The organism is Alkalihalophilus marmarensis DSM 21297 (assembly GCF_000474275.2).
GTDB lineage: Bacteria > Bacillota > Bacilli > Bacillales > Bacillaceae_D > Alkalihalophilus > Alkalihalophilus marmarensis.
In genome coordinates this window covers 46503-69413 of record NZ_ATAE01000042.1, presented here as the reverse complement: position 1 = coordinate 69413, position 22911 = coordinate 46503, and the positions used below count along the sequence as shown (strand labels likewise).

The following is a 22911-nucleotide window of genomic DNA, read 5'->3' as shown; positions in this document are numbered from 1 at the left end:
ATTTAGGGGGATATACACATGAAAAAGCTTAAAGGGTTAGTGATTGGATCTGCATTACTTATGATGCTTGCTGCTTGTGGCGGCGGAGATACGGAAACAACAGCGGACGGTGTAGAAGAAAATACTGCATCTGGTGAAACAATTAACTGGAGAATGGGTCACTTAGCTGCTGAAGATCACATTTGGCACCAAACTGCTGAGAAATTTGCAGAGCTTGTTAGTGAGAAAACAGAAGGACAAATTGATATTTCCATCTATCCGAACAACCAGCTTGGCGGGGAAACAGAAGTATTAAACAGTGTGAAGGGCGGAAACGTTGATCTTCTTATCACTGGTGAAACGATGCAAAACTGGGCACCCAAAGCAGCTCTTTTAGCTGTACCATATGCATTCCGTGATTCAGATCACTTAAATGCAGTCGTTGAAGGCGAAATCGGACGCGAGATTGAAGAAGAAATCGTAGAAAAAGTCGGCGTTACACCTTTATTCCACATGGAGCGTGCACCACGTAACTTAACATCGAATGAGCCAATCAGCACACCTGAAGATTTAAGCGGTTTCAGAATGCGTGTACCTAATGTTCCGCTATTCATGGATTCTTGGAGTGCAGCTGGGGCGAGCCCGCAAGTAATGGACTTTAACGAAGTATTTACTGGGCTGCAGCAAGGTGTGATTCACGGTCAAGAAAACCCGGTTGACCTTATTCACAGCGGCGGTCTTTATGAAGTACAACAATATGTAAACGAAACAGAGCACGTGTACTCTTGGATTTATGTAGTAGTTGGGAACTCTCAATTCGAGGCGTTAAGTGAAGACTTACAGCAAGCGGTTATGGAAGCAGCTGAGGAAGCTAAAGGATACGGTGATGAGCTGTTCGTTGAAGAAATTCAAAATTACCGTGACACTCTTGAAGCTGAAGGCATGACATTTAATAGTGATGTAGACCAAGATGCATTCCGTGAAGCAATGGAGCCAGCGATTGAAAGTGCATTAACAGAAGAGCAATTTGAGCTTTACCAGCAAATTTTAGAAGTTCAATAAGGAATTCTAATAAGACGTATCAACTAGGCGTTGGTACGTCTTATTTCTAAGAAAGGCGATGAGAAATGTGAGACCGCTAAAACTTTTAGATCGAACGCTAGAAGTCTTAACTGCCCTATGTTTTATCGGTATTATTGTCGTTGTAACTATGCAAATATCTACTAGATTCCTACCCTTTTCAGCTGTTTGGACAGAAGAGTTAACACGTTATTTATTTATATTTGCGGTATCTTTTGGAGCACCGCTTGCGATGAAACGTCAAGAATTTATTAGTATCGATTTCATTTTGAATGCAATACCGGAGAGGTTCCGGAATTATTATACAGCGTTTACTCAACTTCTAGTCATTGTGATGTGTTCCTACATTGCCTATTACGGCTATTACTTCATGCTGCTTGGTCAAGGGCAGCGTTCAGCTACGATGGCAATTGAAATGTCATGGATACATGCAAGCATCGGTTTATCCATGCTGCTTGTAGGAGTGTATGCGATTATCAGCATCATTGATCTATTTGTTAGAAGGAAGCGAGGCGAACAAGCATGATGGCATTACTTTTATTCCTATCCTTCCTTGTTCTCATGTTTTTAGGAGTACCGATTGCCTTTAGTTTAGGGCTTTCAAGTTTACTTTATTTAATTATCGTTGATGTTCCTCTGACGATTATCCCGCAGCGAATGTTCTCTGGAATTAACTCATTCGTTCTTCTATGTATCCCGGGTTTTATTCTTGCCGGGAACTTAATGAATGCAGGCGGAATCACCGAGCGAATTATTAAATTTGCCAATGATATCGTCGGTCATATCAGAGGGGGACTAGGTCTGGCGAATATCGGGTCCTCAATGGGGTTTGCCGGAATTTCTGGTACAGCCTTAGCGGATACAGCGAGTATTGGTTCGGTCATGATTCCAGCGATGAAAAAGCAAGGCTATGATGCACCTTATGCAGCGGCTGTCACTTCATCATCCTCTACAATTGGACCGATCATCCCGCCATCTCTTCCGTTAATTATTGTCGGTACGCTCGCAAGTGTATCGATCGGAGATTTATTTTTAGCAGGAGCGATTCCCGGTGTGCTTCTTGGTTTGGGATTAATGGCTATGGCTTACTTCCTATCAGTGAAGAGAGGCTACCCAAAGCAAGACCGTAAGCCAATCGGTGAAATTACAAAATCATTCTTCGGCGCATTCTGGGCGCTTTTGATGACAGTCATTATTTTATACGGAATCCTTGGCGGTTACTTTACACCGACAGAGGCATCTATTGTTGCTGTTCTTTACGCATTAGTGATCGGGTTGTTCGTATATAAAGACTTAAAGATCAAACAAGTTCCAAAAATCATTCTAGATTCAATGATCAGCACAGCATCAATCTTAATTCTAGTAGGGTTTGCTAACCTTTTTGGCTACATTTTAGTAAGTGAACAGATTCCAATTTTAGTAGCAGACACAATCTTAGGGATTACAGAAAATCCAATCCTCGTTATTCTGCTAATTATCTTATTATTGCTATTTGTTGGAACGTTTATGGAAACAATCGCAGCTCTTGTTATCTTATTCCCGGTACTGCTTCCGGTTGCGGCTCAAGTCGGCATGGACCCAGTACACTTTGGGATCGTCATGGTGCTTGCATTAATTATCGGCCTGACAACACCGCCTGTAGGAGTTTGTTTATTCGTTGCATCAAGCATCGGAAAAGTGTCGATCTGGGATACGACCAAAGCACTTGTTCCGTTCCTATTTGTAAGTTTAGTCGTTTTACTTTTAGTTGCCTTTATCCCTGAAATTACGTTGTTCTTACCAAGTTTGTTTGATTAATAGGAGGCGTCTAGATCATGAAAGTTGTAAATGTTGAGGAAGCTGGTTCAATTGCAGTTATTGAAAAAGAAGTACCAGAAATAAAAGCGGCAAATGAAGTGCTGATGCGCGTTCGTATGGTAGGAATTTGCGGGTCAGATATGCATATCTACCACGGGACCAATCCATTAGCTACGTATCCGCGTATTATTGGACATGAAGTGACAGGTGAAGTCGTCAAAGCCGGCGAGAGTGTCTCTCGTTTAAAAGAAGGCGATAAGGTGGTATTAGAACCCATCGATACATGCGGCGAGTGCTATGCATGCCGTAATGGCCGAGCAAATGTGTGCGAAAAGCTTGAAGTATATGGTGTACACCGCGACGGCGGCATGCAGGAATATATGGTCGTAAACGAAGCTCACCTTCATAAAGTGGATGCGGCAATACCATTTGAAGATTCGGTATTAGTCGAGCCATTTACGATCGGGGCACAAGCCAACTGGCGTGGAAATGTCCAAAAAGGTGATACCGTTTTGATTCAAGGAGCTGGTCCGATTGGAATCTGTTGTCTGAAAGTGGCAAAGCTGCTTGGAGCTACATGCTTTATCACCGATCTAAGTGAAGAACGATTAGACTTTGCCCTTAAGTGCGGAGCAGATAAAGTGATTCACGCTGGTAAAGAGGATGTAGTGGAGACGGTGATGAAAGCCACAACTGGTGAAGGAGCTAATGTCGTGATTGATGCGGTATGTCTTCCGCAAACATTTGAACTAGGCATCCATGCAGCCTCCATTGCCGGACGTGTTGTGGTACTAGGGTTTGATGAGCGTCCATCAACAATCTCTCAGCTTCCGATCACGAAAAAAGAATTAACAATTGTCGGATCACGCCTGCAAACGAATCAATTTGAAAAAGTAATTAAGTGGATGGAAGAAAAAGAGCTGAATGTAGATGAAATGGTCACACATACTTTCTCTATTGATGAAATTAAAGAAGCTATGTCTTTCATTGAAAACAATCCAAATGAAGTACGAAAAGCAGTAATCTCCATGTAAGCACGATCTGCCCGCCCAATTAACGGGTGGGCATGATGTGTTGATTCGCAACTAACTTGATAAAAGGAGAATGATCATGAAAAGCTATCAAACCTTACAAAAGATGATTGATGCCAGCATTACCGCTGTCGTTCGCGGGGATACATTTGAAGAAGCCGAAACGATTGCTAAAGGCTGTATTGAAGGCGGCGTGACATCCATTGAAGTAACTTTCACCACACCAGATGCGATGCGTTTAATTAAACAATTAAGCACTCAATATCCTGATATTACAGTAGGTGCAGGAAGTGTATTAGATTCAGAAACTGCTAGAATCGCTATCTTAAATGGAGCGGAATATGTGGTTTCCCCGTGCTTTGACGCCGGAGCAGCTAAGCTCTGTAATCGATACCAAGTCCCTTATGTACCAGGCTGTATGACAATCCGTGAAATGAAGGAAGCGACAGAATACGGCGTTGCGTTAATTAAACTATTTCCAGGAAACCAATTTGAGCCATCCTTTATCAAATCGGTTAAAGGACCTCTCCCGCATGTAGCAATCATGCCGACTGGCGGAGTAAATGCTTCGAATGCCCAGGAATGGATTGAAAACGGGGCAGCTGCAGTTGGAGTCGGAAGTGACTGGAACAAAGCCTTAAAGAAATCCGGTGTAGAAGGCGTAGTGGAAGCAGCGAAAGTGTATGTGGAGCTATTAAATAACTAAAAAGGGAGGGAATAAGATCATGAGAATGGTATTCAGGTGGTTTGGAGACGGCAATGATCATGTGTCGCTAAAAGAAGTTAAACAAATCCCAGGTGTCGAAGGGATTGTCTGGTCTTTGCATGATGTTCCTGCAGGTGAAGAGTGGCCGATTGAGAAGATTCATGCGGTGAAAGAACAAGCCGAAGAACATGGTTTACATATCGAAGTGGTAGAAAGCGTAAATATTCACGAAGATATTAAACTCGGCCTTCCAACAAGAGATCACTACATCGAAGCGTACAAGAAAACGATTGAGAAATTAGCAAGTGTCGGCGTCAAAGTGATCTGCTACAACTTCATGCCGATTTTTGATTGGCTGCGCACAGATTTAGCGAAGGAACTAGAAGACGGTTCAACTGCGCTGTTTTACGAAGGATCAAAAATCCATGATATTGATCCAATGGATTTGGTCAAAAAGATTAATGAGAATTCAGAGCTGACCATGCCCGGCTGGGAACCTGAACGTCTAGCTGATTTAACAAAGCTGTTTGCAGCGTATAAAGATGTGACAGAAGAAGATTTGATGAGCAATCTTCAGTATTTCCTAGAAAATATTATTCCAGTTGCCGAGCAGCATGATATCAAAATGGCCATCCATCCAGATGATCCACCATGGTCTATATTCGGACTTCCACGCATCGTTAGAAATAAAGAGAATTTGCAGCGCATCTTAAATCTAGTAGACAGTCCATCAAATGGGCTAACTCTATGCAGCGGATCACTAGGATCTAACCCTGATAATGATGTGGCTGATATGGTACGAGAATTTGCCGATCGAATTCCTTTTGCTCATATTCGCAACGTCCGTATTTATGAAAACGGCGATTTCATCGAGACCTCACACAGAACGCAAGACGGTTCTCTAGATATCACAGATATTGTAACGGCCTATCACGAAAATGGGTTCACAGGCTATGCCCGCCCCGATCACGGCCGTCATATTTGGGATGAGAAATGCCGTCCGGGCTACGGGTTGTATGATCGAGCCCTTGGGATTATGTACATCTGGGGAATTTGGGATGCGTTAGAAAAAGCGAAAGCAAAGCAGGAGGCCTAAAACGATGCTGGCAATCAATGAAAATTTAAAAGGTAAAGTAGCGGTCATTACAGGCGGAAGCGGCGTGCTGTGCAGTGCGATGGCAAGAGAGTTAGGACGTCAAGGCGTGAAAGTAGCGATCTTAAATCGTACCGCTGAAAAAGGAAAGCAAGTGGAGCAGGATATTATCGAGGCAGGCGGCGAGGCGCTGGCGATCGCATGCGATGTTCTTGATTTAAACAGTATCGTAGAAGCAGAAAAAGTGATCACTGAAACGCTTGGCGTATGCGACATTCTAATTAACGGCGCAGGCGGCAATCATCCAAAAGGAACAACTACAAATGAAATCTTCCAAAAAGAAGATTTGACGAATGACTCGGTTAATACATTCTTTGATATGAGCAGCGAAGGCTTCCAGCATGTATTTAACTTGAATATTCAAGGGACGATCAATGCCACGCAAGTATTCTTAAAGCGCATGGTTGATAAAGAAGGCGCCGTTGTCATCAATATTTCGTCAATGAGCGCACCATCTCCAATGACAAAGGTGCCTGCATACAGCGCTGCAAAGGCGGCTATCGATAATTTCACGCAATGGCTCGCCGTTCACATGGCTCAGTCAGGCGTACGTGTAAACGCGATCGCACCAGGATTCTTTTTAACAGAACAGAATCATAAGCTGTTGAAAAATGAAGACGGCAGCTTAACAGAGCGTTCGGAGAAGATTATTACGCACACACCAATGCGCCGCTTCGGCGATCCAGAAGATCTGCTCGGCACATTGCTGTGGCTGGCAGATGAGAATATGTCTGGATTTGTAACAGGCATCACTGTACCGGTAGACGGCGGGTTTATGGCGTATTCAGGAGTGTAAGACGAGGGCACAACCGCTGGGGCGGTTGTGTTTTTCCATATATTTGCTGCGTTTGTTTGTATATTTGGGATTTAGTTTATAAGTTAGCTAATTCGTTTATAAAATGCTCTTTTCGTTTATAAATTAGGATGATTTGTTCATATCTAGATAACTTTGATTATTATGATCTTCTTAGAAGGACAAACCACTCAATTTGTCGAAGTTCTTCATCTGCTAAATCACTAACAAACCGCAAAGGAGCCTAATATGATTGCTAAACCTCGCAAAATCCCCATTCATATTGACAAATTAGAAGCTCTCCTCCGCCGAATCCCCGCTCATCACCCTAAAAAACCTCAGATTGAAGCCGATCTTGCCAAACGAAAAGCCGGCTATAAAGGTGAGTCCGCCCTCGATTACCATCTTAGCTTCCTGCCGCCAAAAGAGTACATCATCCTCCACGACCTTCGTCTCCAAAGCGGTGATTACTTCTTTCAAATCGATACACTCATCCTCACTCCCACCTACATCCTTATCATCGAAGTGAAGCATCTCTATGGAACCCTCTCATTTGAACCAGAATTTCAGCAGCTCGTCCGCACAACTCCTGAGGCAGAAGACACATTTCCAGACCCCATCATCCAAGTCCAAAAGCAAGCTAGTCAACTTCGCCAATTTTTAAAGAAGCATAAACTGCCGGATATACCGGTTGAAACGCTAGTGGTCATAACGAACTCACAAAGCAGAATAGCCCTCTCCGACTCCACGACCTATACAAGAAGACATGTAATACGCGACACGGTTTTGGTGAAACGGATAGAGAAGTTGACCTCGCAATATGCCACAATCATTTTCGATCCAAAGCTACTCAAAAAAGCGACTAGAATTCTAAATAACTCCCATGTGCCATCAATATTTGAACCCATCCATTTTTACCGAATTGAGCTAGATCAATTATTAAGCGGTATCCACTGTCCAAAGTGTGATGCACTTCCCATGCAGAGATTACACGGGAAGTGGGTATGCCCAAGCTGCTATTACCAATCAAAGTGGGCGCATATAGACAGCTTAGTAGATTATGTCTTACTCGTAAGTGATATGATTACGAATAGAGAAGCATGTGACTTTCTCAATATAAATCGTCCATTAGCATCACGCTTATTAAAGATAGTGGAATCGAGCAAAATTGGGAGTAAGAAAGGGACAAAATATAAGTTAGAGGTTGATAATTTAATAGAATTAACAAAAAAGAAAGGTATCGACTAGTGTCGGTACCTTTCTTTAAGTAGATATAAACGAATTGATATATTTTTGAACAAATCAGGTTCATTTATAAACAAATTTTCAAATTTATAAACGAATTCCTCTTTTTATCGCATAAGCGATTCAATAATATGGAAATAACCACTCTATTGCGTGCTTCCTTCCCTACTTCGCCTCAACCGCCGCTTCCAAACTCGCCGCCGGTCCAAAGAACTCATAATGTACGTGCTCGTCACTCACGCCCATTTCAGCTAAATACTGCTTCATTACTCTCATAAACGGAACCGGTCCGCAGAAGTAGAAGTCAGCCTCAGCCGCCACATCACCTGCTGCAGCTTTGAGCCATTTTAAATCAATCAAGCCTTTAAGATCAAACGCGCCGCGCTCAACGTCGGCCTCTGTCGGGTTTGCATAGACAACATAATTCTTAACCTGTCTATTAGCTCCGGCCAGCTCTTCCACATGCTCACCAAATGCTTGCAACGCACCGTTTTCAGCTGCGTGGATGAAGATCACTTCACGCTCTGGCTGTGCTTCAACCAATGTGTTGAGCATGCTCATCATTGGCGTCACGCCGACCCCGCCGCCAATTAGAACCACTGGCTTATCAGAATCTGTATTTAAAACGAAATCTCCGGCTGGTGCTGTCAGCTCTACTTTATCGCCTTCAACCACTTTTTCATGCAAATAGCTTGATACGACGCCATCATTTTCATGCTTCACGCTGATTCGGTAATAATCTTTTCCGGAAGCATCAGATAAGCTGTATTGACGAAGATGAGTATACTCGCTTTCCTCAGGCTTCACTTTAATCGTCACATACTGTCCGGCTTTAAATTCAGCAATCTTACCGCCGTCATATGGCTGTAAGTAGAAGGAGGTAATCACATCGCTCTCGACTACTTTTTTAGCGACGACAAATTCACGGAAATCAGCCCAGCCGCCATCTTGATTTTCAGCTTCCTCATACATTTCTTTTTCCACACCGATAAAGGCATTAGCAATCACGCCATACGCCTCGCCCCATGCAGCGAGGATTTCATCAGTAGCCGCATCGCCTAACACATCTACCATCGCATCTAGCAATGTTTCACCGACAATTGGATAATGCTCAGCCTTCACGCCAAGACTTCTATGCTTATGTCCGATTTGTTTTACAACCGGAATGATCTCTTCTAAGCGGTCGATATGAACAGCTGCCGCATACACTGAGTTTGCCAATGCTGTTTGCTGGCGTCCTTGTTTTTGATTCGCATGATTAAAAATATTTAATAGTTCAGGGTGACGCTCGAATAACATTTGGTAAAAACGAGTCGTAATCTTTGTTCCGTGGACTTCCAATACAGGAACCGTAGACTTTATAATAGAAATAGTTTCTTTAGATAACATATGCACTCGCCCCTTCTCATCTTCTGTTTTCTACACTTATGAGTATAGCTCGCAGCAGTTGGCAAGGGTGTGATATACATCACAATAGATGTGACTAACTGGTGAAATCTAACAGGTGAAAGGAGGGTACTCCATGCTAAATACGGATACGATTAAAGAGTTATTAACTCATTTTCCGCTGTTTAAACGACTCGACGATACGGCGCTCGATCAGATTGTTAATATATCAATATATCGTGAGTGGGGGCGGGGCAGCCATATTTTTATGCAGGATGAGCCGATTGAAAATGTGTATTTCATTTACAGCGGCCGCATCAAAATATATAAGGCCGATAACCGCGGCCGTGAGCAGATTGTGGCGATTTTACGAGAAGGCGAGATGTTTCCTCATGTCGGGTTCTTTAGAAAAGGCGGCTATCCGGCCTATGCACAGGTGGTTGATCATGCCCAGCTCGTTGTTATTCCGATAAATGATTTTGAAGACATTCTCCGCAAAAATCCAGAGCTGTGTATCCAAGTGTTTCATGTACTAGGAGAGAAGATCGTTGACTTGCAAGACCGTCTTGAAGCGCAAATCGTCAACAATACATACGAGCAAATTATTAAATTGATTATTCGCCTCGGAGAAACAAACGGTGAGACAGCAGAAAACGGTGCAACAGTAATCAAGTCTGAGTACACCAACCAGCAGCTAGCCAAAATGATTGGCACGACGAGGGAAACGGTCAATCGTACGTTAACCAAGCTCCGTAAAGAAGGCTTGTTAAAAGAAAGCGAAGAAAGTAGGCTCTGTTTTGTTCGCGCGGAAATGGAGGGGAAGCTCTACGGCGAGTAGTGTTTCCTCTTCTATAAATAAAAAAGACCTATTCCGCTCCTATCCTTCGACAACTCCTTCTCCCCTCTTGTGCAACCGATTGCCTATTTTTCAGAAAATTATTGCATAAATGAATAGGACCATACTACAATGAAAACTAGTAAGCGTTTTCAATTGTGCTAAAACCCGAAAAAAGAGAGGAGAATAAGATGAAAAAGAGTTTAGTCTTAATCATGATAGTAAGCCTTTTATTATCTCTGTTTGTGCAACCGTTTGCACAAACGAACAAAGCGGAGGCTGCAGGCGACCAAGTATACGATAAAGTCGTTCTGCGCGGGGAATCACCGCTGCGCTGGGACGGAGAGAACAACCCACTCACATTTGATGAGTCCGAAGGCTTATGGAAGAGTGAACCTGTCACACTTTCCGGCGGAATTCAGTTTGAGTATAAATTTGTCATGGATAACGAGTGGCTCCCTGGTGACAATTTACGATTCCAGGTGCCGCAGACAGGCGAATATGAATTTTATTTTGACCCGAGCAATCAACGTAAAGTTGATGTACGGCCAGCAACAGAGTACGACGGATCGATTACGCTTCAATTAACGGTGCCGGAAGATACACCCGATTGGGCCGTACCAACAGTCGCAACGAGCAATAACAGCTTCAATTACAGCGTGACACCGCTAGAGCGGGAAGGTAAGGCGTTCACTGTTACGTTAAACGGCCATGCAGGCGAGGAGATCGAATACCGCTACGGGCTAGGAGATTCGAAGTATCGTGAAGTTATTGATGCCAACCGCACCGCAACGTTTACGGAAGAAGGAACGGTTGTATCCGACACGGTAACAGAATGGACAGGCCTCCCTGTGGCTAAAAATGTCTCGCATAATTTTAACCACAACCCGTTCATCCCATCGCCAAATGATGATGTTGAGATTACAGTAGAGGTGGAGCATTACGGCCCGATTGATGAGGGCGGAATCTACTTTACAACAGACGGAAGCACTCCAGCTGGCGCGCGCGGGGAAGCAAGTTCTGGCGAGTTCTCTCCATTAGAGGTAGTCGAAACAAATCCAGACGATAACTTGCAGCGTACCACGTTAAAAGGATTAATCCCTCAGCAAGCAGACGGCACACCGGTGAAATATGTTGTCGATGTGTGGGCAGCTGAGGGCGTTGGATCTCAATTTGCCGATACAAACAGCTTAACAAGCGTGGAAGCAACCGAGTTTGCCTACTATGTTGAGAACTACAGCTCACCAGACTGGGCAAAAGATGCAGTCATTTATCATATTTTTGTCGATCGATTTTTTGATGGCAATCCAGATAATAATTTTGGGGTAAATCCTGACTTGCCGCTAGAAGAAGCATTAAAAGACTGGATGGGCGGCGACCTTGAAGGTGTGCTTGCAAAGCTTGATTACATCGAAGAGCTTGGTGTGGATACGATTTGGCTGTCGCCGGTATTTGAAGGTCCGTATTCTCATGGCTATCACCCAACAGACTTTATGGGCGTTGATCCGAACTTCGGCACTCTTGATGTGCTAAAAGAATTAATTGATGAAGCGCATGATCGTGATATGAAAGTAATCTATGATTTTGTCCCGAATCACACATCAAGCGAGCATCCATTTTTCCAAGACGCGCTTGAAAATGGGGAAGACAGCCCGTATTACGATTGGTATACGTTCTATGAGGACGGCACTTATGAGACATTTTACGGGATTGAAGAGCTGCCGCAATTTAATAACGACCATCCGGAAGCACGTGATTATATGTTAAATGAGGTCGTTCCATTTTGGTTAGAAGAGCTTGAATTTGACGGCTTGCGCCTGGATTATGCCAAAGGTCCGAGCTACAGCTTCTGGGTCGATTTCCGCGATAAAGTGAAATCGATTGATCCTGACATGTATGTTTTTGGCGAGGTATGGGACAGCCGCGAGAAAATTTCGAGTTATGCTGGAAAACTTGACGGCGCGCTGGACTTCGGCTTCCATGACACGTTTAAAGGAACATTTGCTTTTGACGGGTCGATGCAGTCTGTTGTGAACTATGTTGAGGAAAATGAAGCCGTGTATCACCCGGAATACATTATGACGACATTCCTAGATAATCATGACTTACCGCGCTTCTTATATGAAGCAGGCAATAACACAGACAAGCTGAAGCTGGCATCATTTACGCAATTTATGCTGCCAGGCTCACCTGTTATTTACTACGGAACGGAAGTCGGCGTCTCGCAAAGTGCGAACCATAATGAATTTAATGACTGGAAAGACCGCTGGTACCGCGAGTTCATGATTTGGGATGAAGAAAAACAGGACCAGGAACTGCTCAGTCATTACCAAGACATCATCGAGCTCCGCCAGGACCACTCAGCCCTTCGCACAGGTGATTTCCATGCGCATGCTGCAACACGCGATGCTCTTCTATTTGAGCGCAGCAATGAGGACGAGCGTTTGATTGTTGCTGTCAATAAAGGAGCAGAAGCTGTGCTTGCATTAGATGAAGAACTTGAATTAGAGAATCTATTGACAGGTGAAAGAGTGACGGGCGATGAGCTGACTGTCGGAGCAAGTTCATTTGCTGTCTATCAAGTGGTTGAGGAAGAAGAGGTGATTGAGCATGTCGCGCTGCGTGGCGTACATGACGAGGATATCGCCTTAACTTACGACGAGGCAGCGGGTGTATGGCGCTCAGAAGGCATTCACTTGAAAAATAAGCAGACTGTGACGTTTGAATATGTGATAAACGGAAGAGAATCTACAGGTGAGTTAACATTTACGCCAGATCGAGGCGGAAAATTTGAATTTGTCTTTGATCCGGCGGAGCCAGAGCAAGTAAGGGTGCTCCATCCGAGTGATAAGCGAGGTCAAAAATAAGAAAAAGTGCGCTGCGGCGCACTTTTTTTGTTGGGTTTCAGCATTGTAGGAGATTATCTTAGCAAATGGAGGAGTCATTCTAGCAAATCAGCCATTTATCCAGCGAAAATCCAAATCATTTTAGCAAATGCAGCAATATATTGGAAAAAGTCATCTGCTCAAGCCATAATTCGACCAACAATCCCAATTATTCGAATAAGGATCCCGATAATTTGAACAAACCCACCATTAATTCGAACAACATTCCACTTAATTCGAACAAATGCAGCAAAATACTGGAAATTAACCTGCCATCCACACCAGCTCCCTCCTCCAAATGCCCCGCTTACACCTAAATGAACAGTAATATTTTGGAAAACAACCATTCCATCCTTATCGAATCCGCCTTAATTCTCCACATTCTCCCAATCTCAAAAATGATAGGTCCCGCATTGGTCGCATAGTACGTGAATATGAAAAAATGTCAACAAATCTGACTTGACCGCGAATAAACCGCATACCTACAGTCTTTAATGTGGAAAGGGTATCTATGTCCTACTAACTCGCTAAGTAAATATGTAACCATCTTCTCATATATCGCTTTAATGTACGAAAGTGACAGCCTGATTTATAAGCCGGATGTTCTACTTTTATTCAGCTCGATGGACGGACAGCCAAAAGGGCAGTCGTTTGATTATAATGTGCTATGGCAAGCCATTGTTCATGAATATTTCAAATTTGTGAGCTTTCGGGGACGCGGTGCCTATTGCACCACTAAATGTCCTGCGATGGTTAAAAAAAACAGAAAAGAGGTATATGAAATGGCTTTTATACCGATCTCCATTTTTGTCATTTTTATTTTGGTGCTTGGAATTAGAGAGAAGATTATTCACAAACGAAACATCGACTCCATTCCCGTACGCGTCAACATTAATGGAATCAGAGGAAAATCAACCGTCACGCGCCTAGTAACAGGAGTGATCACAGAGACGGGCAAAAGAACAATTGGCAAGACAACCGGTACATCAGCACGAATGATTTACTGGAACAAGAAAGAAGAGAAGCCGATCAAGCGTCGTCTTGAGGGGCCGAATATCCGCGAGCAGCGGATCGTAGTAAAAGAAGCAGCAGATCTTGATGCCGAAGTTCTTGTTAGTGAATGTATGGCCGTTAACCCGGACTATCAGATCACGTTCCAAGAAGAAATGGTACAAGCAAACATCGGTGTCATTGTTAATGTGCTTGAAGATCACATGGATGTGATGGGACCGACACTAGACGAAGTGGCGCAAGCCTTTGTTGCAACGATTCCTTATAACGGACATCTCATTATTACGGAGAGCCCGTACACGGACTACTATAAGGAGATTGCGAAAAAACGTAATACGAAAGTCATCGTCGCAGACAACTCAAGAATTTCAGAGGCTTTTTTAAAGCAGTTTGAATATATGGTGTTCCCGGAAAATGCCTCACTTGCTCTTGCTGTTGCAGAAGCGCTTGGCATAGATGAAGAAACAGCGTTCCGCGGCATGTTAAATGCCCACCCAGACCCTGGTGCGATGCGGATTATTCCGATGGATGACCATTCAAATCAGACATCGTATTTTGTAAATGGATTCGCAGCAAACGATGCGGCATCAACAATAAATATTTGGAAGCGTGTCGAGCTGTTAGGCTATCCGACAAAACATCCGGTTATTATTATGAATTGCCGTGAGGACCGTGTCGAACGGACTGAACAGTTTGCCCGGGACGTACTGCCTCATATTGAGATGGACAAGCTCGTTGTTATCGGAGAGAGTGTATCGCCGATTGTTGATGCATTTGAAGATGGATTGATTCCAGCAAATGAGATTGTTAATTTCGAAGGAGCATCTACTGATGAGATTGCCGACTACTTATACGATGTAATGGCATCGACGACGATCTATGGCGTCGGCAACATTCACGGGGCAGCGGAGCCATTAATCGAGAAATTAAATCAATGTAAAGTGAAGAGATTAGCGAGTTAGACGAGGAGGAGCTAAGGTGTTTGGTACTGATTTATATGTGGCACTCGTAATTGGTGTCGTTCTGAGCTTGGTCTATGCCGAGAAAACCGGCATCATGCCGGCAGGGCTGATTGTACCTGGGTATTTAGCGCTTGTATTTGACCAGCCAGTATTTTTAATCATGATTTTTGCAATTAGTTTTTTAACGTACTTAATTGTTGTGTACGGAATTTCAAAAATAACGATATTATACGGCCGCAGAAAGTTCGCGGCCATGCTTACGACGGGGATTGTGTTGAAACTCGTCTTCGACTTCTTCTATCCGGTCATGCCCTTTGAGATCCATGAATTTAGGGGTCTCGGCGTCATCGTGCCCGGATTAATTGCAAACACTATTCAAAAACAAGGTGTGACGCCGACTGTATTAAGTACACTCGCACTAAGCGGGATCACATTTGCGATTATTTCGCTGTTTTACTTACTGTAGGGAGGGATAAATATGAGTCAAAAACGTAAACTGACCTTCCTGGAAAAAGTGTTAATGAGCACGAAGAAGCATAAAGTACATGCTAAAAAACACTCCATCATCGCATTCATCATATGTTTTATCATTTTAGCGAGTACCAGCTTCATTCGCCAGGCTGATGTGCCGACTGTGGCCAAAGAAGACGATTCAGTCTTTACGGCCTCGCTTGTAGGTGACATTATGTTTGGCCGGCATGTTGAAAAAGTAGCCGAACGACATGGCTATGATCATATGTTTGCTTACACAAAGCCATACTTTGAAGCAGCCGACTATGTGACAGGGAACTTAACAAGTCCAGTACTCGATGAAGAAAGCTCAAAGCCGTTAAGTGAAGAAGAGATTTCAAGCTTAGTGGCTGATAAAGAGGCAATCAAAACGCTAGAAGACGCGGACTTTTCTGTCGTCAATCTAGCAAACAATCATTCATTTGAAATTGATTCGCCGCAAACGAAAGAAACATTAGAAGCAATCGATGAATCTGATGTGGAAGCAGTTGGAGTCGCAACGGATTATGACGCGGCCCAAGGCGTGTCATATACAAAACATAACGGGCTTGAAGTCGCAACAGTCGGGGTAACCGATGTTGTCGCGCCGTCAAATGCAGCAGCTGTCTTAACAACGGACCCGAACGAGGCGCTGCCGTTAATCCGCGAGGCACGAAGCCAAGCTGATCTAGTGGTTGTGCATGTTCATGCCGGACAGGAGTATGACAGCTCACCGACAACACGTCAGGAAACGTTAATGAAAGCTTTCGCTGATGCCGGTGCTGATATTGTGATCGGGCACTATCCGCACGTGCTGCAGTCAGTCGATGTGTACAATGACACGTTAATCTTGTATTCAATCGGAAACTTCGTCTTTGACCAAGGCTGGACGCGCACACGTGATACGGCTATTGCGCAGTACAACCTAAAAGAAGATGGGACAGCTGAAGTCGAGCTCGTTCCATTCCGTATTTACGAAGCGCAACCGAAGCCGGTGGAAGGAGCGCTCAGCTTCTATCACCGCGGCAAGATTTTCAGACAGCTGACAAAGGATACGGAAAATACAGAGAGCATCAAACAACAGGATGATCGCCTGATTTTTGAAGTCGATCACAGTCATGTGCTGGCCCGTATGGATGATGCAAGATAAGAAAAAGGACTCCGGCGCATATTTGGCCGGAGTCACATTACTATAGAACGCGTCTTGCGCCGATATAACGAGGCGCCCAGTAGTCGCTTTTCTTATAATCAATAATTGTGGCACCTTGCAGCTGAGTCATCACAACCATCTGTCCATTGCCAACATACACAGCAGGAATAATCGAGCTTCCTTGGAAGAAGAGAAGGTCGCCTGTCTCAGGCTCAGTCACTTCAACACCGGTGAGGATTTGCTGAGAACCGAAGCGCGGCAGATCAAGTCCGACACTTTCTTTGTAAATGTATTGAACGAGACTGCCTGTATCAAAGCCGGTCTCAGAATTTTCTCCGCCAAGAGCATACGGTGAACCGAGAAGAACGCTCGCTTTTTGCACGATTGGATGATCAAGACGAAGGGTTAAGTCATCAAAACGTTTCACACCCGTCATCCGCTCCTGCCAGTACGAGGCAATATAGCTGATTGTCGTCTCACCCTCGTCACCTGAGGCGTGAACCATGTAGTTCTGGCCGAGATAAATGCCGACATGAGAGATGCCGGGCTGCCAAGTATTTGAGAAATAAATCGCATCACCCGGACGGATCAAATCGTCAAGGGACTGGCGTTTAAAGTCAATTTTTCCGTCTAAGACAGTCGGTCCTACTTCCCACTGATTATACGTAATCCTTGGGAGATGGACATCAAGTCCGTCGGCAAATGCCATTTGAATTAAGTAGGAGCAGTCAAAACCAGCGAGTGTATTGCCGGTTAACACATACGGCGTATGGATATACCTCATCGCCTCACGTACTGCCGGATGCTCGTGTTTCTCATACGTCCGCGGATGGCTGAGACGAAGCTCATCACGAGAGTAGCGAACCGCGCCAACATATGAGTTGGCGTAATAAGAGTCACGGTCAAGATGACGTTTAGCGACGCCGCTCGAAGCAGCAATCACAAATTCTTGGCTGCCGACATAGATGCCGCTTATCACGCTGCTTGACCCTTGGAAGAAAACAAGGTCACCAGGTGCAAGCTCAGACCGCTTCACCGGGGTGCCGGCTTCTTTTTGCCGTAACGGAATTTTTGAAAGCAGGCTGCCTGTTACATCTTTATACACGTAATGAACAAAGCTGCCGGTAGAAAAACCGTCACGAGGTGTCTCGCCGCGCTGATTGTATGGCGTGCCGATTAAGGAAGTGGCACGGCTTGCAAGAGTAGAACCGTTCGTTTTTGTATTCGCAGCAACAGTACTTGAAGAACTGCGGTGTTTTATTCCAATGTAGGAAGCGGTCCAAAATGGATCAGCCAGATCAATTTCAACAAGGCCTTTCTTACTACTAATGAAGCGCCCGTTACCCATATAGGTGGCTTCGGTGTACTTAAAATAAAGAATATCACCAACCTGAATCCCTGCTGCATCAATCTTTGTGCCTGAACTGGCATGCGTGTCTGCAGCGAAACTGACACTTACGATAAATATAAAAATGGAAAAAAGTACTTTCAAGAGGTTCACCTTCTATGAGTATTTATGTGGTCTATACGTACTAATAAGATCGGTATAAACCAAGATAAATTGAGAGAAGATGATAAAAATAGTTCGAATTACACCCTAGAGAGGAGGGGTTGTTTGAAGATTAAATGGACGACTCTATTTATCCTGCTGCTCCTTGTCATAGTGATATTTTTAATCGTCGGGGACCGAAGCGGTGAACAAGAAACAGGCGACTTATCCCTGCCTGATGAAGAGGTGGAACAAGTGAAACATAAAGAAGGCTACGGCGTGAGCTCGTCTAATCCGGTGGCAGTCGAAGTCGGAATGCGTGTGCTTGAGCAAGGCGGAAATGCAGTCGATGCCGCAGTAGCTGTGTCCTTTGCGCTCGGTGTTGCTGAGCCATATGGTTCCGGCCTTGGCGGAGGCGGGACGATGCTTGTACTGCCAAAAGCAGATGCAGAGCCGGTTGTCTATGATTACCGTGAAACAGCCCCGAAAGAAGGGCGGAAAAACAGCACCGGGGTACCAGGCCTTGTCAAAGGCATGCATGAGGTACATCACGATTACGGTGTAAAAAGCTTGTACGATTTACTCGAGCCGTCCGTTGAAATTGCTGAAGGCGGGTTTGTAGTCGATACGTATTTAAGCCAGAGAATTCACGGCGCAAGGCACCGAATTGACCAAGATGCTGCGAGTCACTTCTTTCCTGATGATGAAGCAATCAAGGGAGGAGAGACGTTAAGGCAGGAGGACCTGGCTGAAACGTTGAAACGACTGCAGGAATACGGGTTAAATGATTTTTATGAAGGCGATATTGCCGAGGAGATTGCAAATAACTACTCTGATGTTTCAAAGCGTGACTTAGAAGAATACGAAGTTGTGAAAACGAAAGCCGCCAAAGGCAGCTTCTACGGCTATAACGTGTACACGGCAGGACCGCCGACAGCTGGGATCACCCTGATTCAAATGCTGCAGATGGCCGAAGCGTACAAGCTCGACCGGATTGATAAAACATCAGCGGACTATATTCACCTGCTCGGTGAGATGGCTAAGCAAGCATACAATGACCGCTTGTCTAATATCAGCGACCCGAAATTTACGGAAATTGATACCGAGAAACTGGCAAGCGAGAAGTATTCAAGCAAGATGGCATCTGAGATCTCAACAGATGAGCTATCCGCTTCATTTGATGTAAACGACACACCGGCGGATGAAAATAACCATAATAACACGACTCATTTTGTAGTGATGGACCAGGACGGCATGGTCGTTTCAGCGACAAATACATTAAGTAACTTTTTCGGGTCAGGAAACATGGTGGAAGGCTTCTTTTTAAATAATCAATTAGCCAATTTCAGCTCAAATGATAAGTCTCCGAATGCCTACGAGCCGCAAAAAAGCCCAAGAAGCTTTATCACACCGACTATTGTTAGAAGTGAAGACGGTGACGATGTAATGGGAATCGGCACCCCTGGCGGCAGACGGATCCCGCAAATATTAACACAAGTGATGATCAGTGCGATGTTTGATGACATTTCGATTCAAGAAGCGCTCGATCAGCCGCGCTTTATTGTAGAAGATGATGAGATCTTTATCGAAGAAGACATGCCGGATTCCATCGTCTCAGATCTTCGCAATAAAGGCTATCTTGTCAAAATTAATAACTCAGATATGTTCTATGGCGGCGTACAGGTGCTATCGAAATTTGGAGAAGACGGAGAAGTGACCGGAGCTGCGGATAAAAGACGCTCTGGCGTATGGAAAGCAAGAAGCACGGAATAACAGATAGATAGATAGAAGAAAGCAGGTGGAGAGGATATGTTGAATTTATTAAAATCAATCGTGCCGCTCGCAGCAGTAGGTGTGCTGCTTGTGGCCCTCTATATGTTCAAACACGATGATATGCTGACAGAAGTAGAAGCAGGCGCAATCGATTATTTCTACACAGAGCTTGAGCAGCAAGAGATGCTGGCTGAATCACTAGGTGAAGCCCTTGATCATCCAAGATATGCAGAGAAAAAAGACCAGATCATCGCAAAATATAAAAACAACCAAACAATCTCAATCGCGGTCATCGGCTCCGATGCCCACGCACAAGGGGAAATCTTTGAAAATGGTCAAACGATTCAAATTCCATCATGGCCAGACTTAGCTGAAGAAGAATTGAATGAATTATACGGCGAGGAAACCTTTGATATTCAATATCTCTCAGGCTATAAAGACTTGACGACAAGCGAGTTCTACGCAGGTGAAGCCCTGCAGCAAATCGAAGCGATGAACCCAGATATCATTGTATTCGAGCCGTTTTTACTAAATGACCACTCAACTGTGCCGCTCGATAAAACGATGATGAATCTATCATCGATCGTGAGTGCCATCGATGCACAAATCGGCTCTTATGTGATCCTTCAGCCATCGCACCCGCTCTATAAACCCCAATTCTATCAAGAGCAGGTTGACGCATTAGAGAGGTTTGCACAAGAAGAAGACCTCCCGTATCTCGACCACTGGGACGTTTGGCCATTAACAAATGACCAAGAAATTGGTCAATATCTAGTTGAACTCCCAGGCAGCAAATTCCGCCCAAATAAAAAAGGACACACTGTCTGGAGCGAAAAAATTGTCGATTATTTCGCGGGAAATGAATAAAGCCACGAACCCTTGCTGCTAAAACTGATTAGGAGTAAGGGTTTTTCTAATTTAAGAGGGAATGGAAGGAGGTGAAAAGAGAATATGAAATAAAAGTAGAAAAGGTTACCACTCTTATTGATGAGCAAGATATAAACGAATTCATCTTATTTATAAATAAATTCCACTCATTTATAAACGAAAAGCGAAACTTATAAACGAACTCCAGCTTTTATCTCATAAACGCTTCAATTAAATGGGAATTCATCCCCGCTCTCTATCCTTGCAAATAAGCAGCTGATTCCAGCAATTCCTCCACTATTTCTAGCAAACTATCATATAATCCAGCGAAATCAGTATTTATTCTAGCAAACGCAAACAAATACTGAAAACCGTCCACCTCAAAACAATTCCTCCAAAAAACATGTGTAAAAATACCTATCTCAGGGTATAGGAATATAACAAGATAAACTCACCAAGAGGAGGCACCCAATTATGAAAACAGACATTTCCGTCCAAGAGCTGCTCGACCACTTAAGCGAATACTCACGAGATGACATTACGAGCTATGCCGCAGTAGCTACACTTCTTGAGAAACTGGGTGTCTCTATACTAGAAGAAGAAACTGACTAATGAATCTATACACGACGCTTATCAAATCAATAAAAATGAGCAGCTTCTCATCACAAGAAGCTGCTCATTTTTATTGTTCCTCTGTTATTTATTCTCAACCTCCACAAGTTCTAACCCCTTCTTCTTCATCAAATACTGCAGCCCCGTCCGGAAAGTCGAATGTACAACTAATTGGCTTGTATCTATACCTGAGCGGATAATCTCTTGTACAAATGTAGAAGAAAAACCAGTGAAGATTGTCTCCACACCCATTAGGCGCAACGAATCACGCAGCTTAGAAATCCGGTCACCAAGCTGCTCCATTCCAAGATCCCCAACCTCACGATAACTGATCGCCGTAAAATCTATAATCACCGAATCCGCCTTCTCTTGTGGAATGCGGTTTACTATTTTTTCCTGGATGGTAGCAAAACGTTCATATGTGAGAGCTCCTGTTAGCGGCACGAGGATCGTCTTAGGGATGATCGATGGAATAATCGGTGCTGATAACTCTTTAATCAATTCTTCTTTCTCTCTAATCGAATCTTTTAATAGCTGAATTTCTTCCTGATGTGTCATAGGATCATGCTCCCCCCTAAGGTATATGTGTTTAAAGATATTATATATGAAATTAGGAATAGGAGAATAAATTTTTCGAAACATCTACCTATATAGCTAAACAAGGTTGGACCCATAAGATTGTCCTTCTTAAAATATAGTATACTAGTAATCAGGTAAATCATTTATTAGGAGGGATTTTATGGGTAGAGTTAAGCTGATGTTTGTGATGAGTTTAGTGATGGTTCTATTTCTTATTGGTGCAAACAGTACGAGCGCACAGCCTGTATCCGTTGTCCTGAATGGGAATGTACAAACATATGACCAGGCGCCTGTAGTGGAAAATGGTAGAGTACTCGTTCCGATGCGGGGAATCTTTGAATCTCTCGGAGCGAATGTAGCATACAACAACACGACAAAGAAAATTACCGCTACAAGAGGAACTGAAAGAATAGAGCTGACCCTCGGTTCTAGACAAGCTTTCATAAATGGACAGCCTCATCAATTAGACGTGGCAGCGAAAGCTGTGAATGGAAGAACGATTGTACCTCTTCGTTTTGTTGGAGAAGTTCTTGGTGCCAATGTTAGATGGGATAATATAAGTAAAACTGTTTATATATCTAGTGGTTCATCAGCGAAGCCAGTCGATCCGACGAGACAAGCGCTGCTGCAAAGGCTGGCTCCTTATCAAGTAATTGGTGACGTAAATCAAATCTCAAATACTGAGCTTGAAATCTTTATCTTAACAAATGAGGAACGCCAAAAGCATGGCAAGTCACCGCTCGCCCTAGATGTAGAATTGAGCAATGTCGCCCGGATAAAGTCAAAAGACATGCATGATGTAGGGTACTTTGCCCACAACTCCCCGACTTATGGAACCCCTTTTGAGATGATGGACAGGTTCAATATTTCGTACCGCACAGCAGGAGAAAATATTGCAGCCGGCTATACAGGTGCCGAGCAGGTGACAAACGGCTGGATTAACAGCCCCGGACACCACCGCAATATGATTAACGACCGTTTCCACCGAATCGGGATCGGTTATTATAGCGGTAATAAGGGTTATAGCAGGTATTACACGCAGATGTTTGCGGGGAATTAAGCTAGAAAAAGAGCAGCAGGGCGACCTGC

The 22911-nt window shown here is 44.0% G+C and carries 21 protein-coding genes; 17 read left to right on the top strand and 4 right to left on the bottom strand.

Going from position 1 to position 22911, the window contains the following annotated elements; translation table 11 throughout:
- Positions 1-18: 18 nt before the first annotated feature.
- From A33I_RS15805 to A33I_RS15770, 8 genes are all read left to right on the top strand, one after another.
- A complete protein-coding gene (locus tag A33I_RS15805; protein WP_022629331.1) occupies positions 19-1041 on the top strand; it encodes a TRAP transporter substrate-binding protein in 1023 nt (340 codons plus the stop codon).
- 67 nt (positions 1042-1108) lie between these two features.
- Complete coding sequence (locus tag A33I_RS15800; RefSeq protein WP_022629330.1) at positions 1109-1585, top strand: TRAP transporter small permease; 477 nt, start codon at positions 1109-1111, stop codon at positions 1583-1585.
- Positions 1582-2856 (top strand): TRAP transporter large permease, encoded by a 1275-nt coding sequence (locus tag A33I_RS15795; RefSeq protein ID WP_022629329.1) that lies wholly within the window; start codon positions 1582-1584, stop codon positions 2854-2856. Before A33I_RS15800 ends, A33I_RS15795 begins: the two co-directional genes overlap by 4 nt.
- 17 nt (positions 2857-2873) lie before the next feature.
- On the top strand, positions 2874-3890 hold the full coding sequence (locus A33I_RS15790; protein WP_022629328.1) for a zinc-binding alcohol dehydrogenase family protein: 1017 nt from the start codon (positions 2874-2876) through the stop codon (positions 3888-3890).
- Positions 3891-3966: 76 nt separating this feature from the next.
- Complete coding sequence (locus A33I_RS15785) at positions 3967-4593, top strand: bifunctional 2-keto-4-hydroxyglutarate aldolase/2-keto-3-deoxy-6-phosphogluconate aldolase (protein ID WP_022629327.1); 627 nt, start codon at positions 3967-3969, stop codon at positions 4591-4593.
- 19 nt (positions 4594-4612) lie between these two features.
- Entirely contained in the window at positions 4613-5689 is a 1077-nt protein-coding gene (gene uxuA, locus A33I_RS15780; protein WP_022629326.1) for a mannonate dehydratase, read from the top strand.
- Positions 5690-5693: 4 nt separating this feature from the next.
- Positions 5694-6542 (top strand): SDR family oxidoreductase, encoded by an 849-nt coding sequence (locus tag A33I_RS15775; protein ID WP_022629325.1) that lies wholly within the window; start codon positions 5694-5696, stop codon positions 6540-6542.
- A 246-nt stretch (positions 6543-6788) separates the two neighbouring features.
- Positions 6789-7787: a nuclease-related domain-containing protein gene (locus A33I_RS15770; protein WP_022629324.1), complete on the top strand. Its 999-nt coding sequence runs from the start codon at positions 6789-6791 to the stop codon at positions 7785-7787.
- A gap of 162 nt (positions 7788-7949) precedes the next feature.
- On the opposite strand, the gene hmpA is transcribed toward A33I_RS15770, so the two are convergent.
- A complete protein-coding gene (hmpA, locus tag A33I_RS15765) occupies positions 7950-9173 on the bottom strand; it encodes an NO-inducible flavohemoprotein (protein WP_022629323.1) in 1224 nt (407 codons plus the stop codon).
- Positions 9174-9306: 133 nt separating this feature from the next.
- Here hmpA and A33I_RS15760 point away from each other — a divergent pair, with 133 nt between their 5' ends.
- A complete protein-coding gene (locus tag A33I_RS15760) occupies positions 9307-10008 on the top strand; it encodes a Crp/Fnr family transcriptional regulator (protein WP_022629322.1) in 702 nt (233 codons plus the stop codon).
- A 188-nt stretch (positions 10009-10196) separates the two neighbouring features.
- A complete protein-coding gene (locus tag A33I_RS15755) occupies positions 10197-12872 on the top strand; it encodes a glycoside hydrolase family 13 protein (protein ID WP_022629321.1) in 2676 nt (891 codons plus the stop codon).
- A 158-nt stretch (positions 12873-13030) separates the two neighbouring features.
- Here the strand turns inward: A33I_RS15755 and A33I_RS15750 are convergent, their stop codons facing one another.
- The gene (locus A33I_RS15750; protein WP_022629320.1) at positions 13031-13237 is read right to left on the bottom strand and encodes a hypothetical protein; all 207 of its coding nucleotides are present in this window, start codon (positions 13235-13237) and stop codon (positions 13031-13033) included.
- Positions 13238-13672: 435 nt separating this feature from the next.
- Between A33I_RS15750 and pgsB the strand changes: the two genes are divergently transcribed.
- From pgsB to A33I_RS15735, 3 genes are read left to right on the top strand one after another with little or no spacing between them, the layout of a single operon-like run.
- On the top strand, positions 13673-14863 hold the full coding sequence (gene pgsB / locus A33I_RS15745; RefSeq protein ID WP_051320851.1) for a poly-gamma-glutamate synthase PgsB: 1191 nt from the start codon (positions 13673-13675) through the stop codon (positions 14861-14863).
- A 16-nt stretch (positions 14864-14879) separates the two neighbouring features.
- Positions 14880-15329, top strand: coding sequence for a poly-gamma-glutamate biosynthesis protein PgsC (gene pgsC, locus A33I_RS15740; protein ID WP_022629318.1), 450 nt, complete (start codon positions 14880-14882; stop codon positions 15327-15329).
- A 12-nt stretch (positions 15330-15341) separates the two neighbouring features.
- Positions 15342-16502, top strand: a complete 1161-nt coding sequence (locus tag A33I_RS15735; protein ID WP_022629317.1) for a CapA family protein — start codon at positions 15342-15344, stop codon at positions 16500-16502.
- Positions 16503-16542: 40 nt separating this feature from the next.
- Here A33I_RS15735 and A33I_RS15730 read toward each other — a convergent pair whose 3' ends face one another.
- Positions 16543-17994 carry an NlpC/P60 family protein gene (locus tag A33I_RS15730; RefSeq protein ID WP_022629316.1) on the bottom strand — a complete coding sequence of 484 codons (1452 nt, stop codon included), beginning with the start codon at positions 17992-17994 and terminating at the stop codon, positions 16543-16545.
- A 123-nt stretch (positions 17995-18117) separates the two neighbouring features.
- On the opposite strand from A33I_RS15730, the gene ggt reads away from it, so the two are divergent.
- The 3 genes from ggt to A33I_RS20940 all read left to right on the top strand — a co-directional run bounded on the left by ggt (position 18118) and on the right by A33I_RS20940 (position 21243).
- Positions 18118-19764, top strand: coding sequence for a gamma-glutamyltransferase (gene ggt / locus A33I_RS15725; protein ID WP_022629315.1), 1647 nt, complete (start codon positions 18118-18120; stop codon positions 19762-19764).
- A 36-nt stretch (positions 19765-19800) separates the two neighbouring features.
- Positions 19801-20631: an SGNH/GDSL hydrolase family protein gene (locus A33I_RS15720; RefSeq protein ID WP_022629314.1), complete on the top strand. Its 831-nt coding sequence runs from the start codon at positions 19801-19803 to the stop codon at positions 20629-20631.
- 474 nt (positions 20632-21105) lie between these two features.
- Positions 21106-21243: a hypothetical protein gene (locus A33I_RS20940; protein WP_022629312.1), complete on the top strand. Its 138-nt coding sequence runs from the start codon at positions 21106-21108 to the stop codon at positions 21241-21243.
- Positions 21244-21327: 84 nt separating this feature from the next.
- Here A33I_RS20940 and A33I_RS15715 read toward each other — a convergent pair whose 3' ends face one another.
- Positions 21328-21801, bottom strand: a complete 474-nt coding sequence (locus A33I_RS15715) for an STAS domain-containing protein (protein WP_022629311.1) — start codon at positions 21799-21801, stop codon at positions 21328-21330.
- A 181-nt stretch (positions 21802-21982) separates the two neighbouring features.
- Here A33I_RS15715 and A33I_RS15710 point away from each other — a divergent pair, with 181 nt between their 5' ends.
- The gene (locus A33I_RS15710) at positions 21983-22882 is read left to right on the top strand and encodes a stalk domain-containing protein (protein WP_022629310.1); all 900 of its coding nucleotides are present in this window, start codon (positions 21983-21985) and stop codon (positions 22880-22882) included.
- Positions 22883-22911: the final 29 nt, after the last annotated feature.

Coding starts and splice junctions, on each gene's coding strand:
- A33I_RS15805 (WP_022629331.1), top strand. CDS start 19: ATGAAAAAGCTTAAAGGGTTAGTGATTGGATCTGCATTACTTATGATG.
- A33I_RS15795 (WP_022629329.1), top strand. CDS start 1,582: ATGATGGCATTACTTTTATTCCTATCCTTCCTTGTTCTCATGTTTTTA.
- A33I_RS15790 (WP_022629328.1), top strand. CDS start 2,874: ATGAAAGTTGTAAATGTTGAGGAAGCTGGTTCAATTGCAGTTATTGAA.
- A33I_RS15785 (WP_022629327.1), top strand. CDS start 3,967: ATGAAAAGCTATCAAACCTTACAAAAGATGATTGATGCCAGCATTACC.
- uxuA (WP_022629326.1), top strand. CDS start 4,613: ATGAGAATGGTATTCAGGTGGTTTGGAGACGGCAATGATCATGTGTCG.
- A33I_RS15775 (WP_022629325.1), top strand. CDS start 5,694: ATGCTGGCAATCAATGAAAATTTAAAAGGTAAAGTAGCGGTCATTACA.
- A33I_RS15770 (WP_022629324.1), top strand. CDS start 6,789: ATGATTGCTAAACCTCGCAAAATCCCCATTCATATTGACAAATTAGAA.
- hmpA (WP_022629323.1), bottom strand. CDS start 9,173: ATGTTATCTAAAGAAACTATTTCTATTATAAAGTCTACGGTTCCTGTA.
- A33I_RS15760 (WP_022629322.1), top strand. CDS start 9,307: ATGCTAAATACGGATACGATTAAAGAGTTATTAACTCATTTTCCGCTG.
- A33I_RS15755 (WP_022629321.1), top strand. CDS start 10,197: ATGAAAAAGAGTTTAGTCTTAATCATGATAGTAAGCCTTTTATTATCT.
- A33I_RS15750 (WP_022629320.1), bottom strand. CDS start 13,237: ATGGTTGTTTTCCAAAATATTACTGTTCATTTAGGTGTAAGCGGGGCA.
- pgsB (WP_051320851.1), top strand. CDS start 13,673: ATGGCTTTTATACCGATCTCCATTTTTGTCATTTTTATTTTGGTGCTT.
- A33I_RS15735 (WP_022629317.1), top strand. CDS start 15,342: ATGAGTCAAAAACGTAAACTGACCTTCCTGGAAAAAGTGTTAATGAGC.
- A33I_RS15720 (WP_022629314.1), top strand. CDS start 19,801: ATGTTGAATTTATTAAAATCAATCGTGCCGCTCGCAGCAGTAGGTGTG.
- A33I_RS20940 (WP_022629312.1), top strand. CDS start 21,106: ATGAAAACAGACATTTCCGTCCAAGAGCTGCTCGACCACTTAAGCGAA.
- A33I_RS15715 (WP_022629311.1), bottom strand. CDS start 21,801: ATGACACATCAGGAAGAAATTCAGCTATTAAAAGATTCGATTAGAGAG.
- A33I_RS15710 (WP_022629310.1), top strand. CDS start 21,983: ATGGGTAGAGTTAAGCTGATGTTTGTGATGAGTTTAGTGATGGTTCTA.